This is a genomic window from Enterobacter sp. MGH 33 (genome assembly GCF_000534535.1).
Taxonomy (GTDB): Bacteria; Pseudomonadota; Gammaproteobacteria; order Enterobacterales; family Enterobacteriaceae; genus Enterobacter; species Enterobacter hormaechei_C.
Genome location: NZ_KI973212.1, coordinates 16,757 through 43,118 on the forward strand (window position 1 = coordinate 16,757; position 26,362 = coordinate 43,118).

The 26,362-nt window shown below is 55.9% G+C and carries 23 protein-coding genes and 2 pseudogenes; 16 read left to right on the forward strand and 9 right to left on the reverse strand.

What is annotated here, in order from left to right; all coding sequences use genetic code 11:
- Positions 1 to 57 precede the first annotated feature (57 nt).
- Genes L379_RS23655 through xylR form a run of 3 tightly spaced genes read left to right on the forward strand, consistent with a single transcriptional unit; the run spans position 58 to position 3,970 of the window.
- The gene (locus tag L379_RS23655) at positions 58 to 1,599 is read left to right on the forward strand and encodes a xylose ABC transporter ATP-binding protein (RefSeq protein ID WP_032651914.1); all 1,542 of its coding nucleotides are present in this window, start codon (positions 58 to 60) and stop codon (positions 1,597 to 1,599) included.
- Positions 1,577 to 2,758, forward strand: a complete 1,182-nt coding sequence (gene xylH, locus L379_RS23650; RefSeq protein ID WP_003860151.1) for a xylose ABC transporter permease XylH — start codon at positions 1,577 to 1,579, stop codon at positions 2,756 to 2,758. Before L379_RS23655 ends, xylH begins: the two co-directional genes overlap by 23 nt.
- Positions 2,759 to 2,791: 33 nt before the next feature.
- Positions 2,792 to 3,970, forward strand: coding sequence for a D-xylose utilization transcriptional activator XylR (xylR, locus tag L379_RS23645; RefSeq protein WP_003860152.1), 1,179 nt, complete (start codon positions 2,792 to 2,794; stop codon positions 3,968 to 3,970).
- A 35-nt stretch (positions 3,971 to 4,005) separates the two neighbouring features.
- On the opposite strand, the gene L379_RS0123725 is transcribed toward xylR, so the two are convergent.
- Positions 4,006 to 4,830, reverse strand: coding sequence for a protein bax (locus L379_RS0123725; protein ID WP_023295596.1), 825 nt, complete (start codon positions 4,828 to 4,830; stop codon positions 4,006 to 4,008).
- Between the two features lie 314 nt (positions 4,831 to 5,144).
- Between L379_RS0123725 and L379_RS23640 the strand changes: the two genes are divergently transcribed.
- Positions 5,145 to 7,175: an alpha-amylase gene (locus L379_RS23640; protein ID WP_032651917.1), complete on the forward strand. Its 2,031-nt coding sequence runs from the start codon at positions 5,145 to 5,147 to the stop codon at positions 7,173 to 7,175.
- A gap of 178 nt (positions 7,176 to 7,353) precedes the next feature.
- Positions 7,354 to 8,607 (forward strand): valine--pyruvate transaminase, encoded by a 1,254-nt coding sequence (gene avtA, locus L379_RS23635; RefSeq protein WP_015572749.1) that lies wholly within the window; start codon positions 7,354 to 7,356, stop codon positions 8,605 to 8,607.
- A gap of 7 nt (positions 8,608 to 8,614) precedes the next feature.
- Here the strand turns inward: avtA and L379_RS23630 are convergent, their stop codons facing one another.
- Both L379_RS23630 and yiaJ read right to left on the reverse strand, forming a co-directional pair.
- A complete protein-coding gene (locus tag L379_RS23630) occupies positions 8,615 to 9,070 on the reverse strand; it encodes a 4Fe-4S dicluster domain-containing protein (protein WP_023295598.1) in 456 nt (151 codons plus the stop codon).
- Positions 9,071 to 9,073: 3 nt separating this feature from the next.
- Complete coding sequence (gene yiaJ / locus L379_RS23625; RefSeq protein WP_032651920.1) at positions 9,074 to 9,892, reverse strand: IclR family transcriptional regulator YiaJ; 819 nt, start codon at positions 9,890 to 9,892, stop codon at positions 9,074 to 9,076.
- Between the two features lie 224 nt (positions 9,893 to 10,116).
- On the opposite strand from yiaJ, the gene yiaK reads away from it, so the two are divergent.
- From yiaK to araD, 8 genes are all read left to right on the forward strand, one after another.
- Positions 10,117 to 11,115, forward strand: a complete 999-nt coding sequence (gene yiaK, locus L379_RS23620) for a 3-dehydro-L-gulonate 2-dehydrogenase (protein WP_015572752.1) — start codon at positions 10,117 to 10,119, stop codon at positions 11,113 to 11,115.
- Positions 11,116 to 11,125: 10 nt separating this feature from the next.
- The gene (locus tag L379_RS23615) at positions 11,126 to 11,593 is read left to right on the forward strand and encodes a YhcH/YjgK/YiaL family protein (RefSeq protein WP_032651923.1); all 468 of its coding nucleotides are present in this window, start codon (positions 11,126 to 11,128) and stop codon (positions 11,591 to 11,593) included.
- A 26-nt stretch (positions 11,594 to 11,619) separates the two neighbouring features.
- On the forward strand, positions 11,620 to 12,546 hold the full coding sequence (locus tag L379_RS23610; protein WP_015572754.1) for a DUF4862 family protein: 927 nt from the start codon (positions 11,620 to 11,622) through the stop codon (positions 12,544 to 12,546).
- Between the two features lie 45 nt (positions 12,547 to 12,591).
- Complete coding sequence (locus L379_RS23605; RefSeq protein WP_032651927.1) at positions 12,592 to 13,911, forward strand: MFS transporter; 1,320 nt, start codon at positions 12,592 to 12,594, stop codon at positions 13,909 to 13,911.
- A gap of 76 nt (positions 13,912 to 13,987) precedes the next feature.
- Complete coding sequence (locus L379_RS23600; RefSeq protein WP_015572756.1) at positions 13,988 to 15,493, forward strand: FGGY-family carbohydrate kinase; 1,506 nt, start codon at positions 13,988 to 13,990, stop codon at positions 15,491 to 15,493.
- Positions 15,490 to 16,143, forward strand: a complete 654-nt coding sequence (gene ulaD, locus L379_RS23595) for a 3-keto-L-gulonate-6-phosphate decarboxylase UlaD (protein ID WP_023295601.1) — start codon at positions 15,490 to 15,492, stop codon at positions 16,141 to 16,143. Before L379_RS23600 ends, ulaD begins: the two co-directional genes overlap by 4 nt.
- Positions 16,144 to 16,145: 2 nt before the next feature.
- Positions 16,146 to 17,006 carry an L-ribulose-5-phosphate 3-epimerase gene (locus L379_RS23590; protein WP_017693794.1) on the forward strand — a complete coding sequence of 287 codons (861 nt, stop codon included), beginning with the start codon at positions 16,146 to 16,148 and terminating at the stop codon, positions 17,004 to 17,006.
- Positions 17,000 to 17,695: an L-ribulose-5-phosphate 4-epimerase gene (gene araD, locus L379_RS23585; RefSeq protein WP_017382588.1), complete on the forward strand. Its 696-nt coding sequence runs from the start codon at positions 17,000 to 17,002 to the stop codon at positions 17,693 to 17,695. Before L379_RS23590 ends, araD begins: the two co-directional genes overlap by 7 nt.
- On the opposite strand, the pseudogene L379_RS0123730 reads toward araD, so the two are convergent.
- A pseudogene (locus L379_RS0123730) lies at positions 17,696 to 17,983 on the reverse strand (helix-turn-helix transcriptional regulator); the annotation flags it as partial.
- 6 nt (positions 17,984 to 17,989) lie between these two features.
- Between L379_RS0123730 and L379_RS23580 the strand changes: the two are divergent.
- Together L379_RS23580 and L379_RS23575 are read left to right on the forward strand one after the other, a co-directional pair.
- Positions 17,990 to 18,367 (forward strand): annotated as a pseudogene (locus tag L379_RS23580) (glycoside hydrolase family 127 protein); the annotation flags it as partial.
- 201 nt (positions 18,368 to 18,568) lie between these two features.
- Positions 18,569 to 19,645, forward strand: a complete 1,077-nt coding sequence (locus tag L379_RS23575; protein ID WP_032651932.1) for a type I restriction endonuclease — start codon at positions 18,569 to 18,571, stop codon at positions 19,643 to 19,645.
- Between the two features lie 3 nt (positions 19,646 to 19,648).
- Here L379_RS23575 and L379_RS23570 read toward each other — a convergent pair whose 3' ends face one another.
- From L379_RS23570 to aldB, 3 genes are all read right to left on the reverse strand, one after another.
- Positions 19,649 to 20,056, reverse strand: coding sequence for a type II toxin-antitoxin system HicB family antitoxin (locus tag L379_RS23570; protein WP_032651934.1), 408 nt, complete (start codon positions 20,054 to 20,056; stop codon positions 19,649 to 19,651).
- Positions 20,057 to 20,070: 14 nt separating this feature from the next.
- The gene (locus L379_RS24655) at positions 20,071 to 20,256 is read right to left on the reverse strand and encodes a type II toxin-antitoxin system HicA family toxin (protein WP_071788668.1); all 186 of its coding nucleotides are present in this window, start codon (positions 20,254 to 20,256) and stop codon (positions 20,071 to 20,073) included.
- A gap of 249 nt (positions 20,257 to 20,505) precedes the next feature.
- Positions 20,506 to 22,044, reverse strand: a complete 1,539-nt coding sequence (gene aldB / locus L379_RS23565; protein WP_032651936.1) for an aldehyde dehydrogenase AldB — start codon at positions 22,042 to 22,044, stop codon at positions 20,506 to 20,508.
- Positions 22,045 to 22,210: 166 nt separating this feature from the next.
- Between aldB and L379_RS23560 the strand changes: the two genes are divergently transcribed.
- Complete coding sequence (locus L379_RS23560; protein WP_032651938.1) at positions 22,211 to 23,095, forward strand: ROK family protein; 885 nt, start codon at positions 22,211 to 22,213, stop codon at positions 23,093 to 23,095.
- A 3-nt stretch (positions 23,096 to 23,098) separates the two neighbouring features.
- Here the strand turns inward: L379_RS23560 and selB are convergent, their stop codons facing one another.
- Positions 23,099 to 24,937 carry a selenocysteine-specific translation elongation factor gene (gene selB / locus L379_RS23555; protein ID WP_032651940.1) on the reverse strand — a complete coding sequence of 613 codons (1,839 nt, stop codon included), beginning with the start codon at positions 24,935 to 24,937 and terminating at the stop codon, positions 23,099 to 23,101.
- Positions 24,934 to 26,319, reverse strand: coding sequence for an L-seryl-tRNA(Sec) selenium transferase (gene selA, locus L379_RS23550; RefSeq protein ID WP_032651943.1), 1,386 nt, complete (start codon positions 26,317 to 26,319; stop codon positions 24,934 to 24,936). Before selA ends, selB begins: the two co-directional genes overlap by 4 nt.
- Positions 26,320 to 26,362: the final 43 nt, after the last annotated feature.

Below are 26,362 nucleotides of genomic sequence, written 5' to 3' on the forward strand. Positions count from 1 at the left end.
GCCCGGCAGGGGCGCATTGACCTGCCCTGTTCATCTGTTGGGCTATGCGGAGCAGTTATGTCTTATTTACTTGAAATGAAAAGCATCACCAAAGCCTTCGGAGCGGTGAAAGCAGTCGATAACGTAAGCCTGCGGCTGAATCCCGGCGAAGTGATGTCGCTGTGCGGCGAAAATGGCTCGGGAAAATCCACGCTGATGAAAGTGTTGTGCGGGATCTACCCGCACGGCAGCTACGAGGGCGAAATTGTTTTTGCCGGTGAGGTGCTCCAGGCCACGCACATTCGCGATACCGAACGTAAAGGCATCGCTATCATTCACCAGGAGCTGGCGCTGGTGAAGCACCTTACCGTGCTGGAAAATATCTTTCTCGGTGCCGAACTCTCACGCCACGGCGTACTGGATTACGACACCATGACGCTGCGCTGCGAAAAACTGCTGGCTCAGGTGAGCCTGGCTATCTCACCGGATACGCGCGTGGGCGACTTAGGTTTAGGCCAGCAGCAGCTGGTCGAGATCGCCAAGGCGCTGAACAAACAGGTGCGCCTGCTGATCCTCGACGAACCAACCGCCTCACTCACCGAACAGGAAACCGCCGTACTGCTCAATATCATCCGCGATCTGCAAAACCACGGTATCGCCTGCATCTATATTTCGCACAAGCTCAATGAGGTGAAAGCCATTTCCGACACCATCTGCGTCATCCGCGACGGGCAGCACATCGGCACGCGTGAAGCAGAAGGCATGAGCGAGGATGACATCATCACCATGATGGTGGGTCGCGAACTCACCGCGCTGTATCCCAACGAACCGCACACCATCGGCGAAGAGCTCCTGCGCGTGGAAAACCTGACGGCGTGGCATCCCGTTAACCGCCATATCAAGCGCGTGGATAACCTCTCCTTCTCGCTGCACCGCGGCGAAATTCTCGGCATTGCGGGTTTAGTGGGTGCGGGAAGAACCGAGGCCGTGCAGTGTCTCTTTGGCGTCTGGCCGGGGCGCTGGGAAGGCAAAATTTATATCGACGGTCAGCCGGTAAAAATCGACAACTGCCAGCAGGCTATTGCTAAGGGCATTGCCATGGTGCCAGAAGACCGCAAAAAAGACGGCATCGTGCCGGTAATGGCGGTGGGAAAAAATATCACGCTGGCGGCGCTCAGCCAGTTTTCCGGCGCGCTGGGCAGCCTGGATGATGCCGCAGAACAGCAGTGTATTCTCCAGTCGCTTGCCCGGCTTAAGGTGAAAACCTCCTCGCCGGAGCTGGCGATAGGACGCCTGAGCGGCGGCAACCAGCAGAAAGCGATTCTGGCGCGCTGCCTGCTGCTTAATCCGCGCATTTTAATTCTGGACGAACCCACCCGCGGGATCGATATCGGCGCGAAGTATGAAATCTACAAGCTGATCAACCAGCTTGTGCAGCAAGGGATTGCCGTCATTGTTATCTCGTCCGAATTGCCTGAAGTGCTGGGGCTGAGCGACCGCGTGCTGGTCATGCATGAAGGGAAACTCAAAGCCAACCTGAACAACCAGAACCTGACGCAAGAGCAGGTGATGGAAGCTGCCTTAAGGAGCGAACGCCATGTCGAAAAGCAACCCGTCTGATATCAAAGTCGCTGTTCCGACGCCCGGTGCGTTCGCAGGACTTAAATCGCTGAATCTGCAAGTTTTTGTAATGATTGCCGCCATTATCGTGATCATGTTGTTCTTTACCTGGATGACCGATGGCTCCTATTTAAGCGCACGTAACGTCTCTAACCTGCTGCGTCAGACCGCCATCACCGGGATCCTGGCGGTGGGGATGGTCTTTGTGATTATCTCAGCGGAAATTGACCTGTCGGTAGGGTCGATGATGGGTCTGCTCGGCGGCGTGGCGGCAATTTTTGACGTCTGGCTCGGCTGGCCGCTGCCGCTGACGATTGCGGTCACGCTGGTGCTAGGTCTGCTGCTGGGGGCGTGGAATGGCTGGTGGGTGGCCTACCGTAAAGTCCCGTCGTTTATCGTCACCTTAGCGGGGATGCTGGCCTTCCGCGGCATTCTGATTGGGATCACCAACGGCACCACCGTCTCCCCGACCAGCGCCTCGATGTCCCAGATTGGCCAAAGCTACCTCTCTGATGGCGTCGGTTTTACGATCGGCGTGGTTGGGCTGATGGCGTTTGTCGCGTGGCAATGGCGAGGACGCATGCGTCGCCAGGCGCTGGGGCTGGCCTCGCCTGCCTCAACCTCGGTTGTCGGCCGTCAGGCGCTTACTGCGGTGATTGTGCTGGGGGCCATCTGGCTGTTAAACGATTATCGCGGCGTCCCAACGCCCGTTCTGCTGCTGGCGCTGTTGCTGTTAGGGGGAATGTTTATGGCCACACGTACCGCATTCGGTCGCCGTATTTATGCCATCGGCGGCAACCTGGAAGCCGCGCGTTTATCCGGCATTAACGTAGAGCGCACCAAACTCGCCGTCTTTGCCATCAACGGCCTGATGGTGGCCATCGCGGGGCTGATCCTCAGTTCGCGACTGGGGGCGGGCTCCCCGTCTGCGGGTAACATTGCCGAGCTGGACGCCATCGCCGCCTGCGTGATTGGCGGGACCAGCCTCGCCGGGGGCATTGGCAGCGTGGCGGGGGCGGTGATGGGCGCATTTATTATGGCTTCGCTGGATAACGGGATGAGTATGATGGACGTGCCGACGTTTTGGCAGTATATCGTCAAGGGTGCCATTCTTTTGCTGGCAGTCTGGATGGACTCTGCCACCAAGCGGCGCGCCTGATAACACTATCGTGACTAATTTGGGAAATGAGCCATGTTTGAAAAGCGTCACCGCATTACGTTGTTATTCAATGCCAACAAAGCCTATGACCGGCAGGTGGTTGAAGGGGTTGGCGAATATTTGCAGGCGTCGCAATCCGAATGGGATATTTTCATCGAAGAAGATTTTCGTACCCGTCTGGAGAACATCAAAGACTGGCTGGGAGACGGGGTCATCGCTGACTTTGACGACCCCGTGATTGAACAGTTGCTGAGTGGCGTCGACGTGCCTATCGTGGGCGTTGGCGGCTCTTACCATACACCGGAACATTACCCCCCCGTTCACTACATCGCCACGGATAACCATGCTCTGGTCGAGACCGCCTTCCTCCATTTAAAGGAGAAAGGCGTACATCGTTTTGCGTTTTACGGATTGCCCGCCACCAGCGGAAAGCGCTGGGCGATGGAGCGTGAATATGCCTTCTGCCAGCTGGTTGCCCAGGAGAAGTATCGCGGCGTCGTTTATCAGGGGCTGGAAACCGCGCCAGAAAACTGGCAGCACGCACAAAATCGCCTGGCTGACTGGCTGCAAACTCTGCCGCCCCAGACAGGGATTATCGCCGTGACGGACGCCCGTGCCCGCCACGTATTACAGGTGTGCGAACATTTGCATATTCCGGTGCCTGAAAAGCTGTGCGTGATTGGTATTGATAACGAAGAGCTTACGCGCTATCTGTCGCGCGTGGCGCTCTCATCCGTGGCTCAGGGTACCCGTCAGATGGGCTATCAGGCCGCAAAGCTGCTGCACAGACTGTTAGACAACGAATCCCTGCCGCTCCAGCGTCTGCTGGTTCCGCCCGTTCGCGTGGTCGAGCGTCGCTCAACTGACTACCGCTCCTTAAACGATCCGGCCGTGATTCAGGCGATGCACTACATTCGCAATCATGCCTGCAAAGGGATTAAGGTCGATCAGGTGCTCGATTCGGTCGGCATTTCACGTTCGAATCTGGAGAAGCGGTTCAAAGAGGAAGTCGGTGAGACGATTCACGCCGTGATCCATGCGGAAAAGCTGGAGAAAGCGCGCAGTCTGCTGATCTCCACCTCGCTGTCGATCAACGAGATTTCACAGATGTGCGGCTATCCGTCGCTTCAGTATTTCTATTCGGTGTTCAGAAAAGAGTATGACACCACGCCGAAGGAGTACCGGGAACGGTACAGTGAAGTCCTGCTCTAGAAAAAAGAACGCCTTCCAGTGGAAGGCGTTTTTCATTACATATGTGCGGCAATCAGACGCTGGTTATCCTGGTACATGGAGAACAGGTAATTGTTATAACGCTGTCCCTGAGTGGAATAACCTTTCAGCTTGTGGATCATCGCCGTAGCCGTTACTTCCTGATCCGCCTTACGCAGCTGAGCGCGTGACTTACGGAACGAGGAGTAGGCCGGATGGGTGTTCAGGTTCACCACATAGGCATTCACGGAATCTTTCACCGATTCAAACTGTGAATAGCCCTTCACCTTGCCGGGTGCATTAGTACAACGACCTTTTGCGCATTTCATGCCAAACAGATTGTTGTTGTTGCGCGCCAGCTTCGAGGTGCCCCAACCGCTTTCGGCGGCGGCCATTGTCGCGACCATACTGCCTGGAATAATGTCCACACGCTCTAACAGAGTGTTCCACGGCACACGACGCGTGTTCCCGCTCCACTTCACTTTATAGCGTTTGGCGATGTCTTTCAGGCGAGTGCGCTCAGACGGCGACCAGCGGCTATCGTACTGTTTGGAGATCAGCCAGTTACGATCCGCAGTAATCGCGGCATTTTGACTTTTAATGTAAGGCATTACCGTCCGGAGAAACGCTTTTTTCCTTGGTGTCCCGGAAGGGTATTTTCGCAAATCAGGAAGTGAACTACTCTTTGCACTATTGCGAGAATACTCTTGTTTACTGCTAACCTTACTGCTTGTCGTCTTTATTACGTGGGCTTTCTTACTCGTTGTATCCGCGTGCGTCTTTGCAAGCACCTCACCTGAAAATGCCATGGTGAGTAACATGAGTATCGCGGCCCCATATCGTCGAATGGGAGTCGATATCATTAGGTCTCCTGGTCGGATATAAACATTCCAACACCTTATTTTCTTCAAAAATTTGAGAGCGGAATCTCAAATCATACCAAAAATAGTCCTCAAGAGCACGTATACAAATAGTCCAATTCCGAAACTATGTCATCCGGAACATGCTCATTAAATCACCAGCACTGGAAAAATGTGCGCGATATCGCAGATAACTGCCTAATTTTGCGCGGGATCACTCATCCCTTCGCGTCCTCCTGGCAGAAAGCCTCAGAGGAGGAGTTTTTCCCCTGAGCCGAGTGGCACACTGGTCAAAAATGCCGCGACAGGAAAATGGAATGAAACGCACTGCATTAGCTATTCTGATGTTACCCGCATTCGCGCATGCCGACTGGTCATCGCCGGGATTTAACGCGTTTAGCGCTGAAGGTACCGGCGTCTTTACCAGCCAGGCAACGCTTGCGAAGGGTACCCGCCCGCTGACGTTGAGTCTTGATAACGCGTGCTGGCAGCCGACAGGTGCCATTAAGCTCAACGAGATGCTGTCGCTCAAACCCTGCGAAGGGACCCCACCGCAGTGGCGGTTATTCCGTGACGGCGTTTATCAGATGCGTATTGATACGCGCTCGGGAACGCCGACGCTGATGTTGACGGTACAAAGTGCGGCGCCACAGCCTGTCGCAAACGTTACCCGCCAGTGCCCGAAGTGGGACGGCAAACCGCTCACGATCGATGTCGTTAACACCTTTCCGGAAGGCACGGTGGTGCGTGATTTTTACAGCAAACAGACCGCGACCGTTCAAAACGGCAAAGTAATTCTTCAGCCAGCCGCCAACAGCAATGGCCTGCTGCTGCTTGAGCGCGCCGAGACGGACAAACCCGCGCCATTCAGCTGGCAAAACGCCACCGTCTATTTCGTGCTGACCGATCGCTTCGTAAATGGCGACCCCACCAACGACAACAGCTATGGCCGCCATAAAGACGGTATGCAGGAGATTGGTACTTTCCACGGCGGCGATCTGAAAGGGCTTACCAGCAAACTGGATTACCTTCAGCAACTGGGCGTGAATGCGCTCTGGATAAGCTCACCGCTGGAGCAAATCCACGGCTGGGTTGGCGGCGGCACCAAAGGGGATTTCCCCCACTACGCCTATCACGGCTATTACACTCAGGACTGGACGAAACTCGACGCCAACATGGGCAGCGAAGATGATTTACACCAGCTTGTCGACGACGCGCACAGGCGCGGTATCCGCGTCCTGTTTGACATTGTCATGAACCACGCGGGTTATGCGACGCTTGCAGATATGCAGGAGTATCAGTTTGGCGCGCTCTATTTGCAGGGCGATGAGCTGAAAAAAACCCTCGGCGAGCGCTGGACTGACTGGAAGCCAGGCGCCGGTCAAAGCTGGCACAGCTTCAACGATTACATCAACTTCAGTGACAAAGCCGCATGGGAAAAATGGTGGGGTAAAAAATGGATCCGTACCGATATCGGTGATTATGACAACCCGGGCTTTGACGATCTGACCATGTCGCTGGCCTTCCTGCCGGATCTGAAAACGGAATCTAAGATCCCGTCAGGTTTGCCGAACTTTTATCAACACAAGCCCGACACCAACGCGAAAGTGATGACGAATTTCACGCCGCGAGATTACCTGACCCACTGGCTCAGCCAGTGGGTACGTGACTACGGCATCGACGGCTTCCGGGTCGATACCGCTAAGCACGTTGAGCCTGAAGCCTGGCAGCAACTGAAAAACCAGGCCAGCCAGGCGCTGGCCGCGTGGAAAGCCGCCAACCCGGACAAAAAACTCGACAATGCGCCATTCTGGATGACCGGTGAATCCTGGGGCCACGGCGTGATGCAGAGCGATTATTACCGCCACGGCTTCGATGCGATGATCAACTTTGACTATCAGGAGCAGGCGGCGAAAGCGGTGGACTGTCTGGCCGATATGGATTTGACCTGGCAGCAAATGGCAGAAAAGCTGCAAAGTTTTAATGTGCTGAGCTATCTCTCCTCCCATGATACGCGTCTGTTCCGTGAAGGGGGCCAGCGCGCCGCTGAGTTACTGCTGCTGGCACCGGGAAGCGTCCAGATCTATTACGGCGATGAATCAGAGCGTCCATTCGGCCCGACGGGCTCCGATCCGCTACAGGGAACCCGTTCGGATATGAACTGGCAGGACGTCACGGGTAAACAGGCGTTAACTGTCGCCCACTGGCAGCTTCTGGGGCAGTTCCGCGCCCGTCATCCGGCGGTGGGTGAAGGCAAGCAAACAACGCTGTCAATGAAAGAGGGCTACGGCTTTGTGCGCGAGCACAAGGGCGATAAGGTGATGGTGGTGTGGGCGGGTAATCAATAGACCCCCTCACCCTACCCCTCTCCTCAAGGGGAGAGGGGCATTCACCAGAACAATTCACCACACAAATACAAACCTACCACATAAAACAACAAATCCGACCACATTCGCCGATTTGCACCAACACGGTGCTGGCGTTATGGTTACTGCCTTTCATATTAAGCCCGACAGATCACCTGCTATGACGTTTTCACTATTCGGCGACAAATTTACCCGCCATTCAGGCATTACCCGCCTGATGGAGGATCTCAACGACGGGCTGCGCACCCCAGGCGCTATCATGCTTGGCGGCGGAAACCCGGCTCAAATTCCGGAGATGAACACCTACTTCCAGACGCTGCTGGCAGAGATGCTGGAAAACGGTAAAGCAACCGATGCGCTATGTAATTACGACGGCCCTCAGGGTAAAACAGAACTACTGACGCTTCTGGCGGCAATGCTGCGGGAAGCGCTGGGTTGGGATATCGAACCACAGAATATTGCACTGACAAACGGCAGTCAGAGCGCGTTTTTCTACTTATTCAATCTGTTCGCCGGACGCCGCGCCGACGGCACCACGAAAAAAGTGCTGTTCCCGCTGGCACCGGAGTATATCGGCTATGCCGATGCCGGCCTCGAAGAAGACCTGTTTGTTTCCGCACGTCCGAATATCGAGTTGCTGCCAGAGGGCCAGTTCAAATATCACGTCGATTTTGAACATCTGCATATCGGTGAAGAGACGGGCATGATCTGCGTATCACGTCCCACCAACCCGACGGGCAACGTGATCACCGACGACGAGCTGATGAAGCTGGATGCGCTGGCGAATCAGCACGGCATCCCGCTGGTGATCGATAACGCCTATGGCGTACCGTTCCCGGGGATCATCTTCAGCGAAGCGCGTCCGCTATGGAACCCGAATATCATCCTCTGCATGAGCCTCTCCAAGCTGGGCCTGCCGGGCAGCCGCTGCGGCATTATCATTGCTAACGAGAAAATCATCACCGCCATTACCAACATGAACGGCATTATTAGCCTTTCTCCTGGCGGCATCGGCCCGGCGATGATGTGCGAGATGATCAGGCGTAACGACCTGCTGCGCCTGTCGAATGAGGTGATTAAGCCGTTTTACTCTCAGCGCGTTCAGGAAACTATTGCCATCCTTCGCCGCTACTTACCGGAAGAACGCTGCCTGATCCATAAACCGGAAGGGGCAATTTTCCTGTGGCTGTGGTTTAAGGATCTGCCCATTACGACAGAGCTGCTTTATCAGCGTCTGAAAAAACGTGGCGTACTGATGGTGCCAGGGGATTACTTCTTCCCGGGGCTGGATAAGCCGTGGCCGCACACGCACCAGTGCATGCGCATGAACTACGTCCCGGACCCGGAAAAAATCGAAGCGGGTGTGAAAATTCTCGCCGAAGAGATTGAGAACGCCTGGCGCGAGGCCGGTTAATAAAACCTCAGGCCAGATTACGCAGCCGTTCCGCGCGTAATCTGGCGGGGTCTATGCAGCGCAGCGCGTGGGTGGGACAGGCTTCGACGCAGGCGGGACCGCCCTCGCGATGCGCGCACAAATCACATTTCAGCGCCTGAACGCGATCTTCCACGACCCGAACCTGCATTGCCCCGAACGGGCACGCCACCATACAGCTTTTGCAGCCGATACAGCGAGCCTGCTCAACGAGCCAGGCTCCCGCAGCACGGTGAATGGCCCCCGTCGGGCAGACATTCGCGCAGGGCGCATCTTCACACTGGTGGCAGCCCACGGCCGTGGTGAAGGTACCCCCCTTAACCACGCGGATCCGTGACGTAAGCGCTTCTGGCGTGGCGCTGCTTTGATGCGACATCATGCACGCCACCTCACAGGTGCGGCACCCGATACATTTTTCTGGATCCGTCAGAATAAATCGGTTCATCAGTTACGCCTCGCGCACGTTAAACCCCAGTTCTTTCGAGATAGCTTCCGCCGTGCCACGCAGCGGTTTTAGCAAGTTTTTCTCACCCACCTGCTTCATGCGCGACGTCGACAGCGAAATGGAGATGGCATAGGGCACGCGCCCGTGAATATCAAAGACCGGCACGGCGATACATGACACACCCAGCTCGTTCTCTTCTTTATCCATCGCCATACTGTGATCGCGAATTTCCGCCAGCTCATCATACATCGCGCTCAGTTCGGTGATGGTGTTGCGGGTCAAAGGTTGGATCTGTTCCTGGTGGCTTTCCCAGTAGCTCGCCACGTAATCCTGATGGCCAAACGCCATATAGATTTTGCCCATCGCAGAACAATAGAGCGGCATATGCTGGCCGATATATGCGCGCGTGCGCAGCATACCGGTTGTCGGCTCAAGCTTATAAATCAGGATCGCGTGGTCATCTTCACGGCTGGAGAAGTTGACCGTTTCGCCGGTGGCAATGTTCAGCGCCTCGAGGTGCGGCGCCGCCACGTGAATAATATTGAGCGATGAAAGCGCCTTTTGCCCGACGGCGATAAATTTGGTGGTCAGACGATAGCTCCCTGCCGCCGGCGCCGGCGTCACGTACCCGCACGACTGCAACCCCTGCAATAACCGGTGCACGGTGCTTTTATTCAGCCCCGCCAGTTCTGATAAATGCGCAAGCGGACACCCGTTCGGATAGTTACTGAGGATTTCAATCAGCATCAGGCCGCGAAACAAGCTCTGGCTACCTGCTGGCCTCTCTTTTTCTTGCGTCATTTCGCTCTCTTTTATGCTCATCAAATGGCTCCTGTTTATCGCGCCCTGATGGTAGCGCAAAGTGTGGTTTAGTTCACGATCTCAACAGAAAAAACACAACCATTTGATTTTAATCGATTTTGAAAAACGTGAATGTCGTTGATCTGACAAAATTTGATCGTTATATTTGAAATCAGATTTCGTATAGTGAAATTTAGCGATAAAAAAGCACTCGCACTTGCCCCTAAAAAAACAGGAGAACAGGGATGAAAGTGACCTTCGAAGAGTTGAAAGCGGCGTTCAATCGGGTTCTGCTCGATCGCGGTGTAAAAGCGGATACCGCAGACGCCTGCGCCGAGATGTTCGCCCGCACCACGGAGTCCGGCGTTTATTCACACGGCGTCAACCGCTTCCCGCGATTTATTCAGCAGCTTGACGCAGGCGACATCATCCCTGACGCCCAGCCGAAACGCGTAACGACATTAGGCGCCATCGAACAGTGGGATGCCCAGCGTTCCATCGGCAACCTGACGGCGAAGAAGATGATGGACCGTGCTACCGAGCTGGCGTCCGATCACGGGATCGGCCTGGTGGCGCTGCGTAACGCTAACCACTGGATGCGCGGCGGCAGCTACGGCTGGCAGGCGGCGGAGAAAGGCTATATCGGCATCTGCTGGACCAACTCTATTGCCGTGATGCCCGCGTGGGGATCAAAAGAATGCTGCATCGGCACAAACCCGCTGATCGTCGCTATCCCGTCGAATCCAATCACCATGGTCGATATGTCGATGTCGATGTTCTCCTACGGCATGCTGGAGGTGAATCGCCTGGCCGGACGCGAATTACCGGTCGACGGCGGCTTTGACGATGAAGGCAATCTGACCAGAGAGCCGGGCGTGATTGAGAAAAACCGTCGCATTCTGCCCATGGGCTACTGGAAAGGTTCCGGCTTGTCGATTGTGCTCGACATGATCGCCACCCTGCTCTCTGACGGCGCGTCCGTCGCGGAAGTGACCCAGGACAACAGCGACGAATACGGCGTATCGCAGATCTTTATCGCCATCGAAGTGGATCGCCTGATCGACGGTCCAACCCGCGATGCCAAACTACAGCGCATCATGGACTTCATCACCACCGCAGAACGCGCTGATGAAAATGTCGCCGTCCGTCTGCCAGGTCATGAGTTCACACGCCTGCTGGAGGAGAATCGCCGCAACGGCATCACGGTTGACGACAGCGTGTGGGCGAAAATCCAGTCTCTGTAAGGAGTGGGTCATGATATTCGGACATATTGCACAGCCAAATCCATGTCGCCTGCCGCTGGCGATAGAAAAGGCGCTTAATTTTCTGCGTACCACGGATTTCACCACCCTGGCGCCGGGCGTGATCGAAATTGAAGGCCGCAACATTTTTGCCCAGGTTCTCGACCTCACCACAAAGGAACAACACGAGAACCGCCCTGAAGTCCATCGCCGCTATCTGGATATCCAGTTTCTGGCCTGTGGCGAAGAAAAAATCGGTATTGCTATTGATACCGGGAATAACAAAATCAGCGAATCATTGCTGGAGCAACGGGATATTATTTTTTATCACGACAGCGAACATGAGTCATTTATCGAAATGATACCTGGCAGTTACGCCATATTTTTCCCGCAGGATGTTCACCGTCCTGCCTGTATTAAAAACAAGGGATCCGCAATTCGTAAAATTGTGGTGAAAGTGGCCATCAGCGAATTAGATTAATTTTCTGATAAATACAGGAATGCGAAATGACCAACACCGGTTTTATTATTGGTGCGTACCCCTGTGCACCCTCATTTCACCAGAAAGGGGAGCAGGAAGAATACGCCTTCTGGCGGGAACTTTCCGACACGCCAAATATTCGCGGGCTGGAACAACCTTGCCTTGAAAATCTCCATCCGTTTGGTGATGAATGGCTGTTTCGTCATACGCCGGGCGACTGGCAGATCGTTGTCACAGCCGTTATGGAAACCATGCGCCGCCGCGGCAGCAACGGCGCGTTTGGCCTGGCGTCCGCGGACGAAGAACAGCGTAAAGCGTGCATTGAATATTACCGCCATCTGCATCAAAAGATTGATGCCGTTAACACCCGCTTTCCCGGGAAAGTGATCGCTCTGGAAATGCAGGCCGCACCGCAGGCGGGTAATGATTCTGTCGAGCAAGCGACAGAAGCATTCTCCCGCTCGGTAAGGGAAATCGCGAGCTGGGACTGGGGCTGCGATCTGGTGCTGGAACACTGTGATGCGATGAATGGCCCGGCGCCGCGTAAAGGGTTCTTGCCCTTAGAGCAGGTGCTGGAGGTAGTGAAAGAGACCGATATCAGCGTCTGTATCAACTGGGCACGTTCGGCCATCGAAGGTCGCAACACCGCCCTTCCGCTGGAACATGTTCAGGCGGCACTCGCTGCCGGGAAGCTGGGGGCGCTGATGTTTTCGGGCACGACCCCTCACGGTGAGTATGGAGAATGGCAGGATCTGCACGCGCCGTTTTCTTCGTTCTGCGCCGACAGTCTCATGTCCACTGAACATGTAAAAACGCTGTTTACTGCGGCGAGCGCCGCAACATTGAAATTCTCCGGTATTAAATTACTGGAAATAAATGCTAATGCTGACGTCAGCCATCGCATCGCTATTTTGCGCGACGGCATTAGCGCTATGAATAAAGCGTCACAATAAAAATAAAGAATACATTTTCCGGTTACCTTCAATGAGATATTAACTATGAATATTTCTTCTAATGCTCTACACGCGGACATTCCGCGCCAGCGCTGGCTAAGGATCATTCCCCCTATTCTTATCGCCTGCATTATTTCCTATATGGACCGCGTAAATATAGCTTTTGCGATGCCCGGCGGTATGGATGAAGAGCTGGGCATTTCCGCCACGATGGCGGGCCTGGCGGGGGGGATCTTTTTTATCGGCTATTTGTTCCTGCAAGTTCCCGGCGGCAAAATTGCCGTGCACGGCAGCGGTAAGAAGTTTATCGGCTGGTCGCTGGTTGCCTGGGCGGTGATCTCGGTTCTGACTGGGCTTGTGACCAACCAGTATCAGCTGCTGGTACTGCGCTTCTTACTCGGCGTGGCGGAAGGTGGGATGCTGCCCGTTGTGCTCACGATGATCAGTAACTGGTTCCCGGATGCCGAGCGCGGCCGCGCCAACGCGATTGTGATCATGTTCGTGCCCATCGCCGGGATCATCACCGCCCCGCTGTCGGGCTGGATTATTACCGCTCTCGACTGGCGCTGGCTGTTCATTATTGAAGGTCTGATGTCCGTTGTTGTGCTGGTGCTGTGGGCGTTCACCGTCTACGACCGACCGCAGGAAGCACGCTGGATCTCTGAGGCCGAGAAAAACTACCTGGTACAAACGCTAGCGGCAGAGCAGCAGGCCATTGCGGGTAAAGAGGTGAAAAACGCCTCGCTCAGCGCGGTGCTGTCTGACAAAACCATGTGGCAGCTGATCGCCCTCAACTTCTTCTACCAGACTGGCATTTACGGTTACACCCTCTGGCTGCCCACCATTCTGAAGGAGCTGACACACACCAGCATCGGCCAGGTGGGAATGCTCGCCATTCTGCCTTACATCGGCGCCATTGCCGGCATGTTCCTGTTCTCTACGCTCTCTGACCGCACCGGCAAGCGCAAGCTGTTTGTCTCCCTGCCATTGATTGGCTTTGCGCTCTGCATGTTCCTCTCCGTGGCGCTGAAAGAGCACACCTGGCTGGCCTATGCCGCGCTGGTGGGCTGTGGCTTCTTCCTGCAATCCGCAGCGGGGGTGTTCTGGACCATCCCGGCGCGTCTGTTCAGCGCTGAGATGGCGGGCGGCGCTCGCGGCGTGATTAATGCCCTGGGCAACCTCGGCGGGTTCTGCGGTCCTTATGCGGTAGGCGTACTGATCACCCTGTACAGCAAAGACGCAGGTGTTTACTGCCTGGCAGTTTCGCTGGCGCTGGCATCGCTGCTGGCCCTGCTGTTACCGGCGAAATGCGATGCCGGAGCAGAGCCCAACCCCACGGTGAACTCGCATAAGCGTGCGGCCTGAGGCCCTCACCTGACCCACTAAACCAAACCGTAGGCCGGGTAAGCGAAGCGCCACCCGGCAATTAAGCGAGAAGAAGATGAGTGAAAAAGAGCCTTTCTGGCTGGGTATCGATTGTGGCGGTACTTATCTGAAAGCCGGTTTATACAACAGCCAGGGCAAAGAAGTCTGTATTGAACGCCGCTCAGTGGCCACGCTCAGCCCACGCGCCGGCTACGCCGAGCGGGATATGCACCAGCTCTGGCAGCACTGCCACAAAACCGTCGCCCTGCTGCTCAAAAATTCAGGCGCTGACGGCGGTCAGATCAAAGGCGTTGGCATTTCAGCCCAGGGCAAGGGGCTGTTTCTGCTCGATAAACAGGATCGCCCCCTGGGTAACGCCATACTCTCCTCCGATCGCCGTGCGCTGGAGATCGTACAACGCTGGCAGCAGGACGGTATACCCGAAAAGCTCTATCCGCATACTCGCCAGACGCTGTGGACGGGGCATCCGGCCTCACTCCTGCGCTGGGTTAAAGAGAACGAGCCGCAGCGGTATCAGCAAATTGGCAGCGTGATGATGGCGCACGATTACCTGCGCTGGTGTCTGACCGGGGTCAAAGGCTGCGAAGAGAGCAACATCTCGGAATCCAATCTCTACAACATGAATACCGGGCAGTACGATCCGCAGCTCACGCGCTGGCTCGGCATCAGCGACATTGACGGTGCCCTGCCGCCTATTATCGGTTCAGCAGAAATTTGCGGGGAAATCACCGCTCAGGCAGCCGCACTGACCGGTCTCACGGCGGGTACTCCCGTCGTTGGTGGACTGTTTGATGTGGTTTCCACCGCGATCTGCGCCGGGCTGCATGACGAACATACGCTGAATGCCGTAATGGGGACCTGGGCCGTAACCAGTGGGATTGCCCACGGCATCCGCGACAACGAGCCTTTCCCCTACGTCTATGGCCGCTACGTCCATCCGCAGCAGTTCATCGTTCATGAAGCCAGCCCCACGTCGTCCGGCAACCTGGAATGGCTGACGGCCCAATGGGGCGATATGTCATTCGATGAGATTAACCACGCCGTGGCCAGCCTGCCAAAAGCTGAAAGCGATGTGTTCTTCCTGCCTTTCCTCTACGGCAGCAACGCCGGGCTGGAGATGACCAGCGGCTTCTATGGCTTGCAGGCGCTGCATACCCGCGCGCACCTCCTCCAGGCGGTTTATGAAGGGGTGGTATTCAGCCACATGACCCACCTCAACCGTATGCTCGAACGCTTTCCCCACGTGCAGGCCTTGCGTGTGACGGGCGGCCCAACCCATTCGGACGTGTGGATGCAGATGCTCGCGGACGTCAGCGGCCTGGCGATTGAACTCCCGCAGGTGGAAGAGACCGGCTGTTCCGGTGCGGCGCTGGCCGCGCTCGTCGGTACAGGCCTCTATCCCGATTTTTACGCCGCTCAGCGCGCCCTCAGGCATGACATCCGGATGATTGAACCTGACATGCGTGCCCATGCCGCCTACCAGCGCAAATATCACCGTTACCAGCTACTGATTTCAGCATTACAGGGCTATCACGCCCGTGTTAAGGAGTACGACCTATGAGCCGACCATTATTGCAGCTGGCGCTCGACCACACCTCGCTTCAGGCCGCGCAGCGCGATGTCGCGACGCTTTCCGATCACGTCGACATCGTCGAAGCCGGCACCATTCTATGCCTGACCGAAGGGCTAAACGCCGTTCGCGCCCTGCGTGCGCAGTGTCCGGATAAAATTATCGTGGCGGACTGGAAAGTCGCCGATGCCGGAGAAACGCTGGCTGAGCAGGCGTTTGGCGCAGGCGCAAACTGGATGACCATCATCTGTGCCGCCCCGCTGGCCACCGTTGAACGTGGCCACGAGGTCGCACTGCGCTGCGGCGGCGAGATCCAGATGGAGCTGTTTGGCAACTGGACGCTGGACGACGCACGCGCGTGGCATCGCATCGGGGTGAAGCAGGCGATTTACCACCGCGGGCGCGACGCACAGGCCAGCGGCCAGCAGTGGGGTGAGGCGGATCTCAGCAAAATGAAGGCGCTGTCCGATATCGGTTTGCAGCTTTCTATAACTGGCGGTATCACCCCCGCTGACCTGTCGCTGTTTAAGCAGATCAACGTCAAAGCCTTCATTGCCGGGCGCGCGCTGGCAGGCGCCGATAATCCGCCGCAGGTGGCACAGGCATTCCATTCGCAAATCCGCGACATCTGGGGAGAGTAACCATGCGTCAGCATCCGTTAGGCATTTACGAAAAAGCGCTGCCAAAAGATCTCTCCTGGCCGGAGCGCCTGGTTCTGGCAAAAAGCTGCGGCTTCGATTTTGTGGAGATGTCGGTGGATGAGACCGACGAGCGTTTATCGCGCCTTGAATGGAGTACCACGCAGCGCGCCTCTCTTGTGGAAGCGATGCTGGAGACCGGCGTGGCCATCCCGTCGATGTGCTTGTCTGCCCATCGTCGCTTCCCGTTTGGCAGCCGCGATGAAATCGTGCGCGAACGCGCCCGCGAGATCATGACCAAAGCCATCCGGCTGGCCCGTGATTTGGGTATTCGCACCATCCAGCTTGCGGGTTATGACGTGTACTACGAGGAGCACGACGAGGGCACGCAACAGCGCTTTGCCGAAGGGCTGGCGTGGGCCGTAGAGCAGGCTGCCGCCGCGCAGGTAATGCTGGCGGTAGAGATCATGGACACTGCGTTTATGAACTCCATCAGCAAGTGGAAAAAGTGGGACGACATGCTCGCCTCGCCGTGGTTCAGCGTTTACCCGGACGTCGGCAACCTGAGCGCGTGGGGCAACGACGTCACCGCCGAGCTGACGCTGGGCATTGACCGCATCGCCGCTATCCACCTGAAAGACACCCGGCCCGTGACCGAGCAAAGCCCCGGACAGTTCCGCGATGTGCCCTTTGGCGAGGGCTGCGTCGATTTCGTTGGCGTGTTTAACACGCTGAATCAACTTAACTATCGCGGCGCATTTCTGATTGAAATGTGGACCGAGAAAGCCAAAGAGCCGGTACTGGAGATCATCCAGGCGCGCCGCTGGATTGAAGCCCGAATGCAGGAAGGAGGCATGACATGTTAGAACAACTTAAAGCCGAGGTGCTGGCGGCAAATCTCGCCCTGCCCGCCCACCAGCTGGTGACGTTCACCTGGGGCAACGTCAGCGCGGTTGACCGTGACAGCGGCATGATGGTGATCAAACCATCCGGCGTGGAGTACGACGTGATGACCGCAGAAGATATGGTGGTGGTAAATATCGCCACGGGTAAAGTGGTCGAGGGGAGTAAAAAACCCTCCTCCGACACCCCGACCCATCTCGCGCTGTATCGTCGTTACCCGGAAATTGGCGGCATTGTGCATACCCATTCCCGCCACGCCACCATCTGGTCGCAGGCGGGGCAGGATTTACCCGCGTGGGGCACGACGCACGCGGACTATTTCTACGGTGCGATCCCCTGCACGCGGCTGATGACCCCGGCTGAAATCGCGGGTGAATATGAATACCAGACGGGGGAAGTCATTATCAAAACCTTCGAGGAGCGCGACATAAGCCCGATGCAGGTCCCGGCGGTGCTGGTTCATTCTCACGGCCCGTTTGCCTGGGGCAAAGACGCTGCCGATGCGGTACACAATGCCGTGGTGCTGGAAGAGTGCGCCTATATGGGGCTTTTCTCGCGCCAGCTTGCACCTCAGCTTCCGGTTATGCAGCAGGAATTGCTGGATAAGCATTACCTGCGCAAGCATGGCGCAAATGCCTATTACGGCCAGTGATCAGCCGGAATTAATATGCTCTTTACAGTACCGCCGTTTCCAGACGGCGGGCGTTAACCCGGTATGTTTGGAGAATATTTGCCGGAAATAACCCACGTCATTAAAACCGCACCGGGCGGCCACTTCAGTTAATGAGGCCGCATCGTTCAGCAGCAGTTTTTCAGCGGCCCTGACGCGCTGGCGGTGAATTGCCTCCGTCAGGGTTAAATGAAACGTCCGGCGAAATACTCGCCCCAGGTAATCCGCGTTGCAGTGCAGCTCTTTTGCCAGCTGCGAAGTGGACAGGGGCAGTCCACGCTGACGTTACCGATGCCGGTCCGCCGTGTGTACGGCAACCCGCAGGTGAGCCAGCAGGCGAGGAAAGTCGCATTGCAGCGTGGACCGCTGATTTACTGCCTGGAAGAAGCCGATAACGGCGCAAATCTGCATAACCTTTCTTTGCCCCAGGACAGCGCGTTTCGGGTCTTCGAAGGCAAAGGCATTTTCGCGCACAAGATGCTGATACAGGCGGAAGGGATCGGGTGTCAGGCGAAGGACACTGATGCTCTGTGGCAGTACGACCACTCGCCGGTAGAACGTCAGCCCCGGACGCTGACCTTTATTCCGTGGTTTAGCTGGGCAAACCGGGGAGAAGGGGAAATGCGGATATGGGTGGATGAGGGCATAATTTAAAAAAATAACACATCGTTATATATATAATATACTTAATAAGCTCGGCGTTGTCGGGCTTATTTTCTTTGAATGATTTTAATCACTCTGTGATCCAAACCCCGGAAACGTTTTTTTACTGGTGCCACCCACAGGCGCTTATTGAATGGCATGCATTTTAATGATATTTCATCAAGGCACACAGCAAAGAAATAAGGATATCCCATGGAATTTACAGAAAGACTAAATGCGTTATCTACTAAAATTAGGCAGCAAATTGAAGTAATTAATACAGAAGAAGCAACCAAAACGGCATTTGTAATGCCTTTTATTCATAATGTTTTAGGTTATGACGTATTTGATCCGTCAGAGGTTACGCCTGAATTTGTTTGTGATATCGGCACAAAAAAAGGTGAAAAAATTGACTATGCGATAATGAAAAATAACGATGTGCAAATACTCATCGAATGTAAAAAAATTGGTGAGTCTTTGCATATAAATCATGCTTCACAACTTTTCAGATACTTCCACGTTACAAATGCAAGGATATCCATCTTAACGAACGGGCAAATATACAGGTTTTATACCGACCTCGACGCTCCTAATAAAATGGATGAGAAACCTTTTTTAGAAGTAGACCTGCTTGATATTGATGAAAATGTTATACCTGAATTAAAAAAACTCACCAAATCTTCTTTTGATCTTGAATCCATTATAAACGCGGCTGGAGAATTAAAATACGTTAGTCAAATCAAGAGAATATTGCATACACAACTTAACAATCCAGAAGACGATTTCGTTAAGTTTTTTGCTTCGCGAGTATATGACGGAATGCTAACCCAAAAAGTCAGAGAGTCTTTTCAAAATCTTACGAAAAAGGCAGCAAGTCAGTACATAAACGATCAAGTTAATGAGAGGCTTAAGTCTGCCATTACAGGTATTACTCCGGCTGTCGTCGAAGCGCCAACAGAAACACAGCAAAGTGAAGATGATGAACAAAAAGATGAGAGTGAAATCATCACCACTTTAGAAGAGTTGGAAGGTTTTCATATTGTTAAAGCAATCACGCGAGCAGTGTTGGAGGCACCTCGCATTACCCATAGAGATACAAAGAGCTATTGCGGCATTCTTGTAGACGACAATAACCGCAAGCCTCTTTGCCGGTTGCATTTTAATCGAACTCAAAAATACATCGGGCTCTTTGATCTCGAAAAAAATGAAACACGGCACCCAATTTCTACAGTTGATGATATTTTTTCCTTTGCAGATATCCTGAAAGCAACTGCTGCTCTTTACATCTAATCTTCACCGCGGCAGCACGCGACGTGCTGCCTCGGCCAGAAATGCGCTTCGATTGCCGAATTGAGGATGCTCGCTGACAAAGGAATCAATCTTCACCAGCAAACGTCGAGGCATCGTGATGTTGATGCGTTCGGCTCTGCCGTCGAATTGCTTCATATTAATATCCACCAGCAACCATTGCCCGCCTGTGAAGTCGTCAGGTTGATTTTCAAGGTGCACTTCGACACTACCCGGGAGAGGCAATGCTTCATCCATTTCAAACAGCGCTTCGAAGTGCGCCGTGAGCGCATCACGTGCATCCTGAAAAGCGTCATCAAGTGAATCCCCCGCAAAAAAACATCCCGGAACGTCGGGGAAGAAACCGCTGGCGCTACCGTCGGAATCAGAATGAATGTAAGCCGGATAAAACATAACTACTCCTGATATCAGTGTTTAATGCCCGCCTGTCGCCAGATCTGTGCGAGAGTGCCCGGTTTAATGTCCTTTTTAGGATGCGGAACGGTTACCAACCCTTTTTGCACTGGATGGCGAAACTGATGATGGCTTCCCTTCGTTCTTACACATTTCCAGCCATGGCTAACCAGAACAGCAATGATATCCGCACTTTTCACATCCCAACCCTTCCCTGATTATACACATGATACATACCACCACTACTGGATTGAATGACATTAGCGCATTAAAAAAGGCAGTGCAGCCAGGCTTTGTCGAAACAGGAAGAGGCGTCGAGAAAAGAAGAAGGAGGCATGTCATGTTGCAGATAAAAATGCGGACACTCTCGTAGGCCGGGTAAGGCGAAGCCGCCACCCGGCTTTAACCCGGCTCAGGTCACCCTACCCGGAACGACCTGAGCCCGGAGATTAAAACAGCCCCAGCGGTTTATCGGAGTAGCTGACTAACAGACATTTCGTTTGCTGGTAGTGCTCCAGCATCATCTTATGGGTTTCACGCCCGATGCCCGACTGCTTGTAGCCGCCAAACGCCGCATGAGCCGGATAGGCGTGATAGCAGTTTGTCCATACGCGTCCGGCCTGAATGCCGCGGCCCATTTTATAGGCCAGATTACCGTTACGACTCCAGACGCCCGCCCCCAGGCCATACTGCGTGTCGTTGGCGAGCTCCAGCGCCTCGTCCATGGTTTTAAACGTGGTGACGGCCAGCACCGGTCCAAAAATTTCCTCCTGGAAAACGCGCATGTTGTTCTTACCGAACAGGATGGTCGGCTCAAGGTAGTAACCCTCCTGCAAATCGCCGCCCAGCACCTTACGACGACCGCCGGTCAACACATCGGCCCCCTCTTTTTTACCGATATCAATATAGTTGAGGATGGTTTCCAGCTGGCCATGCGATACCTGCGCTCCCATCTGGGTGACGTTATCCAGCGGATTACCGCTGCGAATCGACTCCACGCGCCGGATCGCCCGCTCCATAAAGCGCTCATAAATGGATTCCTGCACCAGCGCGCGGCTCGGACAGGTGCAGACTTCACCCTGGTTGAACGCGAACAGCGCAAACCCTTCCAGCGCTTTGTCGAAGAAGGCGTCCTCTTCATCCATCACGTCGGCAAAGAAGATGTTCGGCGATTTCCCGCCCAGCTCCAGGGTGACCGGAATGATGTTCTGGGTCGCGTACTGCATGATCTGCTGACCCACTTCCGTTGAGCCGGTAAACGCCACTTTAGCAATACGCTTTGAAGTAGCCAGATATTCGCCGATCTCTCCCCCGGCCCCGTTGACCACGTTAATGACCCCCGGCGGCAACAGGTCGCCAATCACCTCCATCAGCAGCAGTACCGAAAGCGGCGTTAAGCGTGCAGGTTTCAGCACCACGCAGTTACCCGCCGCCAGCGCGGGCGCCATTTTCCAGCTCGCCATCAGCAGCGGGAAGTTCCACGGAATAATTTGCCCCACCACGCCGAGCGGCTCGTGGAAGTGATACGCCACGGTATCTTTGTCAACTTCACTTATTCCCCCCTCCTGGGCACGAATGCAGGACGCAAAATAGCGGAAATGGTCAATCGCCAGCGGCACGTCCGCCGCCATGGTTTCCCGGATCGGCTTGCCGTTGTCCCACGTTTCCGCGGTCGCCAGCAGCTCCAGATTCTGCTCCATCCGATCGGCGATTTTGAACAAAATGGCCGCTCTGTCCTGAACGGACGTTTGTCCCCACTTATCTTTCGCCTTATGCGCCGCATCCAGCGCTAAATCGATATCCCGCTTGCCCGAACTGGCAATTTCACACAGCGGCTGGCCGGTAACGGGCGTCAGGTTGGAATAGTACTCACCGTCGACGGGCGCCACCCAGTCGCCGCCGATAAAGTTGTCATAGCGGGGCTTCAGCTTAAGAGGAAAACCAAACTCGCCTGGCTGGATACGCGATGAGGGAGGATTGTTTGTCATGACCGTCTCCTTGCAGTAGGTGTACAACAAGGGTAGTTCCGGCTGGTGATTTTCTCGCCAGTCGGTAACGGGTTTACGAGCCGTATCACGGATTACCGTACTTTACGTTTCGTTTCTGCCGCCGGAGCCATACTTAATAGCTCAGGGGCTCATGAGGAACAATGCAATGCAGCTATTTATCGGCTTTGACGTGGGCGGAACCCACATCAAACACGGCGTGATCAACGAAAACGGCGAAGAACTGACATCCGATGAATATGATACGCCTGACGATGAAAGCACCTTCAAACAGAAGTGGAAAGCGGTGGTGGATAAGTACCGCCAGGAGCATGAGATCGTCGGCATCGGCGTGAGTTTTCCGGGCCACATCAATCACCATACCGGCGAAGCGGCCAAGGCCGGGGCGCTGGATTACCTTGACGGTGAAAACCTGTGCGAGCTTTTCGCACAGCTGACCGATCTCCCCGTAACAACCGAAAATGACGCCAACTGCGCGGCGCTGGGCGAACGCTGGCAGGGCGCCGGTAAGGATTATGAGCATTTTGTCTGCATCACCATCGGCACCGGCGTCGGCGGCGGTATCGTCATGGAGGGCGATCTCTACCGTGGGTCGCACTACCGGGCGGGTGAGTTTGGCGTGCTGCCCGTTGGCAACAACGGCGAGCCGATGCACGAAGTGGCGTCCGCCAGCGGCCTGATGAAAGCCTGCCGCCGCGCGCTGGCCGTGTCGGAAGATGAGATGCCTGATGGTGAGGAGCTGTTTAGACGCATGGACAGCGACGTGCATCTGCGTGAGGCCATAGAAGAGTGGGCGCATTTCCTCTCGCGGGGCATCTACAGCGTGATCTCCATGTTTGATCCGCAGGCGGTGCTGATTGGCGGCGGCATTAGCGAGCAGGAGAAAATCTATCTCCTGCTGGATAAATACCTACAGCGATTCGAGGAGTGGGAAGCGCTCCGGGTGCCCATCCTTCCCTGCGAGCTGGGTAACCAGGCGGGAAGGCTGGGCGCGGTCTGGCTGGCTAAGCAGAAGCAGGCGCGTAGCGCTTAACGCTTAGGGAAATAACTGCGCGTCGCGTAGCACATGGTCATTGCCACGACGACGCGTAAACCCGATGCGGTTGAAATACTCCAGGATCTGAATCGCCAGTTTGCGTCCCACGTTCAGCCGATCGCGGAAGTCTGCGGCGCAGGTTGATCCGCGCGCCTGATCCAGCTCCCGGATCAGGTTCGCAAACGCCACGATCCGATCGTTGCGGTAATAACGATCTTTCACGATCGCCACAATCATCCCCTGCTGCGCCGCATGGCGCAGTACCTGACGCATCAGCTGCTCATCGGTATTGGTTTCACGCGCCAGATCGCGCACCCACCACGGTTCATCGCCAAACAGCGCCGCCACTTTTTGCCAGACCGCGTCCTGCTCAGCGGTAAAACCGGCCTTGTGTTCCGGCAGGTGCAGCCAGCCGTGATGACTTGCAATCACGCCGCTTTCACGCATGTTTTCAATCAGCAACAGCACCAGCGCGTCGTCTTCCATGGGCAACGCCATGCGCCGCAGACGTTCACGACCCGGACCGGGCTCATCCTGATGCTGTTCATGGTAGGTCGCCAGCGTGCTCAGCACTTTGCGCTGCCAGCATGCCGCCACCGGCGCGTTCAGCAGGCTGTTCCCGGCCTGAATAAAACCTGGCTCCTGCGTCAGAAGACGCAATCCTTCGCCGCTGAGCTGGCGCGCCCAGGCGAACGCCGCCAGATTCACCGCACCACGCTCAAGGTGGATATCTAACGCAGACTTATCATCGCGGGCCTGGGCCAGTGCGGCCAGCCACTGTAAATACTCGGGCTTACGCTTGCCGCGACGGGGCGGATCCAGCATGACCACGCGCGCGCCCGCCAGCGTTTCCCGCGCCGAAATATCGCGCAGAACCAGGCGGTCGTTATCCGCCAGCCAGAGCGGGGAGTCGAACACCAGTTCGGCGAGATCGTTTTCCAGCAGCGACACGCGTCCGGTGATATGGCTGGCCGCGTGGTGGATATGCAGCGGCTGCCACTGGGTCAGCGGATTATGGGTCTGGAGAGAAACGATGATCCGTTCAGAAGGCTCCGGCGGCGCGTCGGCCAGCAGCCAGTCGCCGCGGTTAAGCTGGTCTTTTTCGGCATCACCGGCAATATTCAGCGCGATACGCTGCCCGGCGTGGGCCTGTTCCACCGGCTGGTTTTGCGCGTGAAGCCCGCGCACGCGCATCGGTTTGTTCACGCCCGTCAGCCACAGGGTATCGCCCACGTTCACTTCGCCGCTCAGCGCGGTGCCGGTCACCACCAGCCCAGCCCCTTTCACGGTAAATGCCCTGTCGATCGCCAGACGGAAGCGGTGATGGCTGGCATGTTCACGAGACGGGATCTGCTGCAAATGGTCGCGAAGAGCGTCGATACCGCGGCCTTCTGTCGCCACGGTGACAAACAGTGACGCATCCTTAAAACCGTATTCACTCAGCGCCGTCAGCACCTCTTCACGCACCTCGTCGATTCGCGCCTTATCCACACGGTCCGCTTTGGTGAGGGCGACGGTCAACTGCGGGTTTCCCGTCAGCTGGAGGATCGCCAGATGCTCGCGCGTTTGCGCCATCACCCCGTCATCGCACGCGACCACCAGCAGAGCGTGATCGATCCCGCCCACGCCCGCGAGCATATTGGAAAGAAACTTCTCGTGGCCGGGCACGTCGATAAAGCCCAGCACGCGACCGTCGGGCTGCGGCCAGTAGGCGTAACCCAGGTCAATGGTCATGCCGCGCTTTTTCTCTTCCGGCAGGCGATCGGCATTCACGCCCGTAATGGCCTGCAATAACGTGGTTTTGCCGTGGTCAACGTGACCGGCGGTGGCAATAATCATTTCAACATCATCTCCAGAAACCGCACTTCATCTTCCAGACAGCGTAAATCCAGCCACATGCGACTGTCACCGATCCGGCCAATCACCGGCGTCGGTAATGCGCGCCAGCGCGCCGACAGCGCCTCAAGCTGGCTTCCGCGTCCGTCGCGCGGGGTGAACGTCAGCGCTTCGCTCGGTAACCTGTCCACCGGCAGCGAGCCGCTGCCAATTTGCGACAGGCAAGGCTCGATACGAACGTCAAACTCAGGGTAATGAGGAGCAACCTGCGGCAGTAGCGCTTCCGCCTGCGCGCGAATGGAGGCCGCATCACGGCTCAGCAAACGCAACGTGGGCAGGCGGTCAGCCAGTTTCTCCGGGTGGAGATAGAGCCGCAGCGTGGCTTCCAGCGCGGCCAGCGTCATTTTATCGGCACGCAGGGCGCGCTTAAGCGGGTGCTGCTGTAGCTGCGCAATCAGCTCGCGCCTGCCGACGATAATCCCCGCCTGCGGCCCGCCCAGCAATTTATCACCGGAGAAACTGACCAGGCTTACGCCCGCGGCAACCATTTCCTGCACCATGGGCTCTTTCGGCAGACCGTACTGGCGCATATCCACCAGCGAACCGCTGCCGAGATCGGCAATCACCGGCACGTTTAGCTCGCGCCCAATGGCGGCCAGTTCGGCCTCTTCCACCGTTTTGGTGAAACCCTCAATGTGGTAATTGCTGGTATGCACTTTCATCAGCAGGGCGGTGTTTTCATTCATCGCCGCGCGATAATCTTTTGCATGGGTACGGTTGGTTGTGCCCACTTCATGCAGCGTGCAGCCCGCCTGGCGCATGACGTCCGGAATACGAAACGCCCCGCCGATCTCCACCAGCTCGCCGCGAGAGACGACAACCTCTTTTCCGCTCGCGGTGGCCGCCAGCATTAACAGCACCGCCGCCGCGTTGTTATTCACAATGCAGGCATCTTCCGCGCCGGTGATCTGGCAGAGAAGATCCGCCAGTGCGCGATCGCGATGCCCACGCCCGGCGCCGTCCAGATCGTACTCCAGCGTCACCGGCGAGCGCATGGCACGGGTGACGGCCTCTGTTGCCTCTTCGGCCTGCTGTGCCCGGCCCAGATTGGTGTGCAGAACCGTGCCTGTCAGGTTAATAACCGGGCGCAACGCGCTTTGCCCGTGCTTGCTCAGCCTGCGTTCAACTTCCTGCGCCCACGCCACGCACCAGCCGGGTAGCGCGTTCTCAGCCTGAATATGGCGACGCGCATCGTCCTGAAGCTGGCGTAGCATGTCGACCGTTGCAGTATGGCCAAACTGCTCCAGCACTGCAGTGATGCGCGGGTCACGAAGCAGTCGATCGGTAGCGGGGATCTGGCTGTAGAGGGAATGATGAGTAGTCATGAATGCGCCTGGCGAGTAAATATCTTCCCCCCTCCCGACGGGA

What these genes read in the sequence shown, in the direction of transcription:
- L379_RS23575 (WP_032651932.1), top strand. Translation starts at nt 18,569, where the DNA reads ATGGAATTTACAGAAAGACTAAATGCGTTATCTACTAAAATTAGGCAG.
- L379_RS23630 (WP_023295598.1), bottom strand. Translation starts at nt 9,070, where the DNA reads ATGAACCGATTTATTCTGACGGATCCAGAAAAATGTATCGGGTGCCGC.
- ulaD (WP_023295601.1), top strand. Translation starts at nt 15,490, where the DNA reads ATGAGCCGACCATTATTGCAGCTGGCGCTCGACCACACCTCGCTTCAG.
- selA (WP_032651943.1), bottom strand. Translation starts at nt 26,319, where the DNA reads ATGACTACTCATCATTCCCTCTACAGCCAGATCCCCGCTACCGATCGA.
- L379_RS23610 (WP_015572754.1), top strand. Translation starts at nt 11,620, where the DNA reads ATGACCAACACCGGTTTTATTATTGGTGCGTACCCCTGTGCACCCTCA.
- selB (WP_032651940.1), bottom strand. Translation starts at nt 24,937, where the DNA reads ATGATTATTGCCACCGCCGGTCACGTTGACCACGGCAAAACCACGTTA.
- L379_RS23570 (WP_032651934.1), bottom strand. Translation starts at nt 20,056, where the DNA reads ATGTTTTATCCGGCTTACATTCATTCTGATTCCGACGGTAGCGCCAGC.
- L379_RS23655 (WP_032651914.1), top strand. Translation starts at nt 58, where the DNA reads ATGTCTTATTTACTTGAAATGAAAAGCATCACCAAAGCCTTCGGAGCG.
- L379_RS23560 (WP_032651938.1), top strand. Translation starts at nt 22,211, where the DNA reads ATGCAGCTATTTATCGGCTTTGACGTGGGCGGAACCCACATCAAACAC.
- yiaJ (WP_032651920.1), bottom strand. Translation starts at nt 9,892, where the DNA reads ATGAGCATAAAAGAGAGCGAAATGACGCAAGAAAAAGAGAGGCCAGCA.
- L379_RS23605 (WP_032651927.1), top strand. Translation starts at nt 12,592, where the DNA reads ATGAATATTTCTTCTAATGCTCTACACGCGGACATTCCGCGCCAGCGC.
- xylR (WP_003860152.1), top strand. Translation starts at nt 2,792, where the DNA reads ATGTTTGAAAAGCGTCACCGCATTACGTTGTTATTCAATGCCAACAAA.
- L379_RS23640 (WP_032651917.1), top strand. Translation starts at nt 5,145, where the DNA reads ATGAAACGCACTGCATTAGCTATTCTGATGTTACCCGCATTCGCGCAT.
- aldB (WP_032651936.1), bottom strand. Translation starts at nt 22,044, where the DNA reads ATGACAAACAATCCTCCCTCATCGCGTATCCAGCCAGGCGAGTTTGGT.
- L379_RS23615 (WP_032651923.1), top strand. Translation starts at nt 11,126, where the DNA reads ATGATATTCGGACATATTGCACAGCCAAATCCATGTCGCCTGCCGCTG.
- L379_RS23600 (WP_015572756.1), top strand. Translation starts at nt 13,988, where the DNA reads ATGAGTGAAAAAGAGCCTTTCTGGCTGGGTATCGATTGTGGCGGTACT.
- L379_RS23590 (WP_017693794.1), top strand. Translation starts at nt 16,146, where the DNA reads ATGCGTCAGCATCCGTTAGGCATTTACGAAAAAGCGCTGCCAAAAGAT.
- avtA (WP_015572749.1), top strand. Translation starts at nt 7,354, where the DNA reads ATGACGTTTTCACTATTCGGCGACAAATTTACCCGCCATTCAGGCATT.
- araD (WP_017382588.1), top strand. Translation starts at nt 17,000, where the DNA reads ATGTTAGAACAACTTAAAGCCGAGGTGCTGGCGGCAAATCTCGCCCTG.
- L379_RS0123725 (WP_023295596.1), bottom strand. Translation starts at nt 4,830, where the DNA reads ATGATATCGACTCCCATTCGACGATATGGGGCCGCGATACTCATGTTA.
- xylH (WP_003860151.1), top strand. Translation starts at nt 1,577, where the DNA reads ATGTCGAAAAGCAACCCGTCTGATATCAAAGTCGCTGTTCCGACGCCC.
- yiaK (WP_015572752.1), top strand. Translation starts at nt 10,117, where the DNA reads ATGAAAGTGACCTTCGAAGAGTTGAAAGCGGCGTTCAATCGGGTTCTG.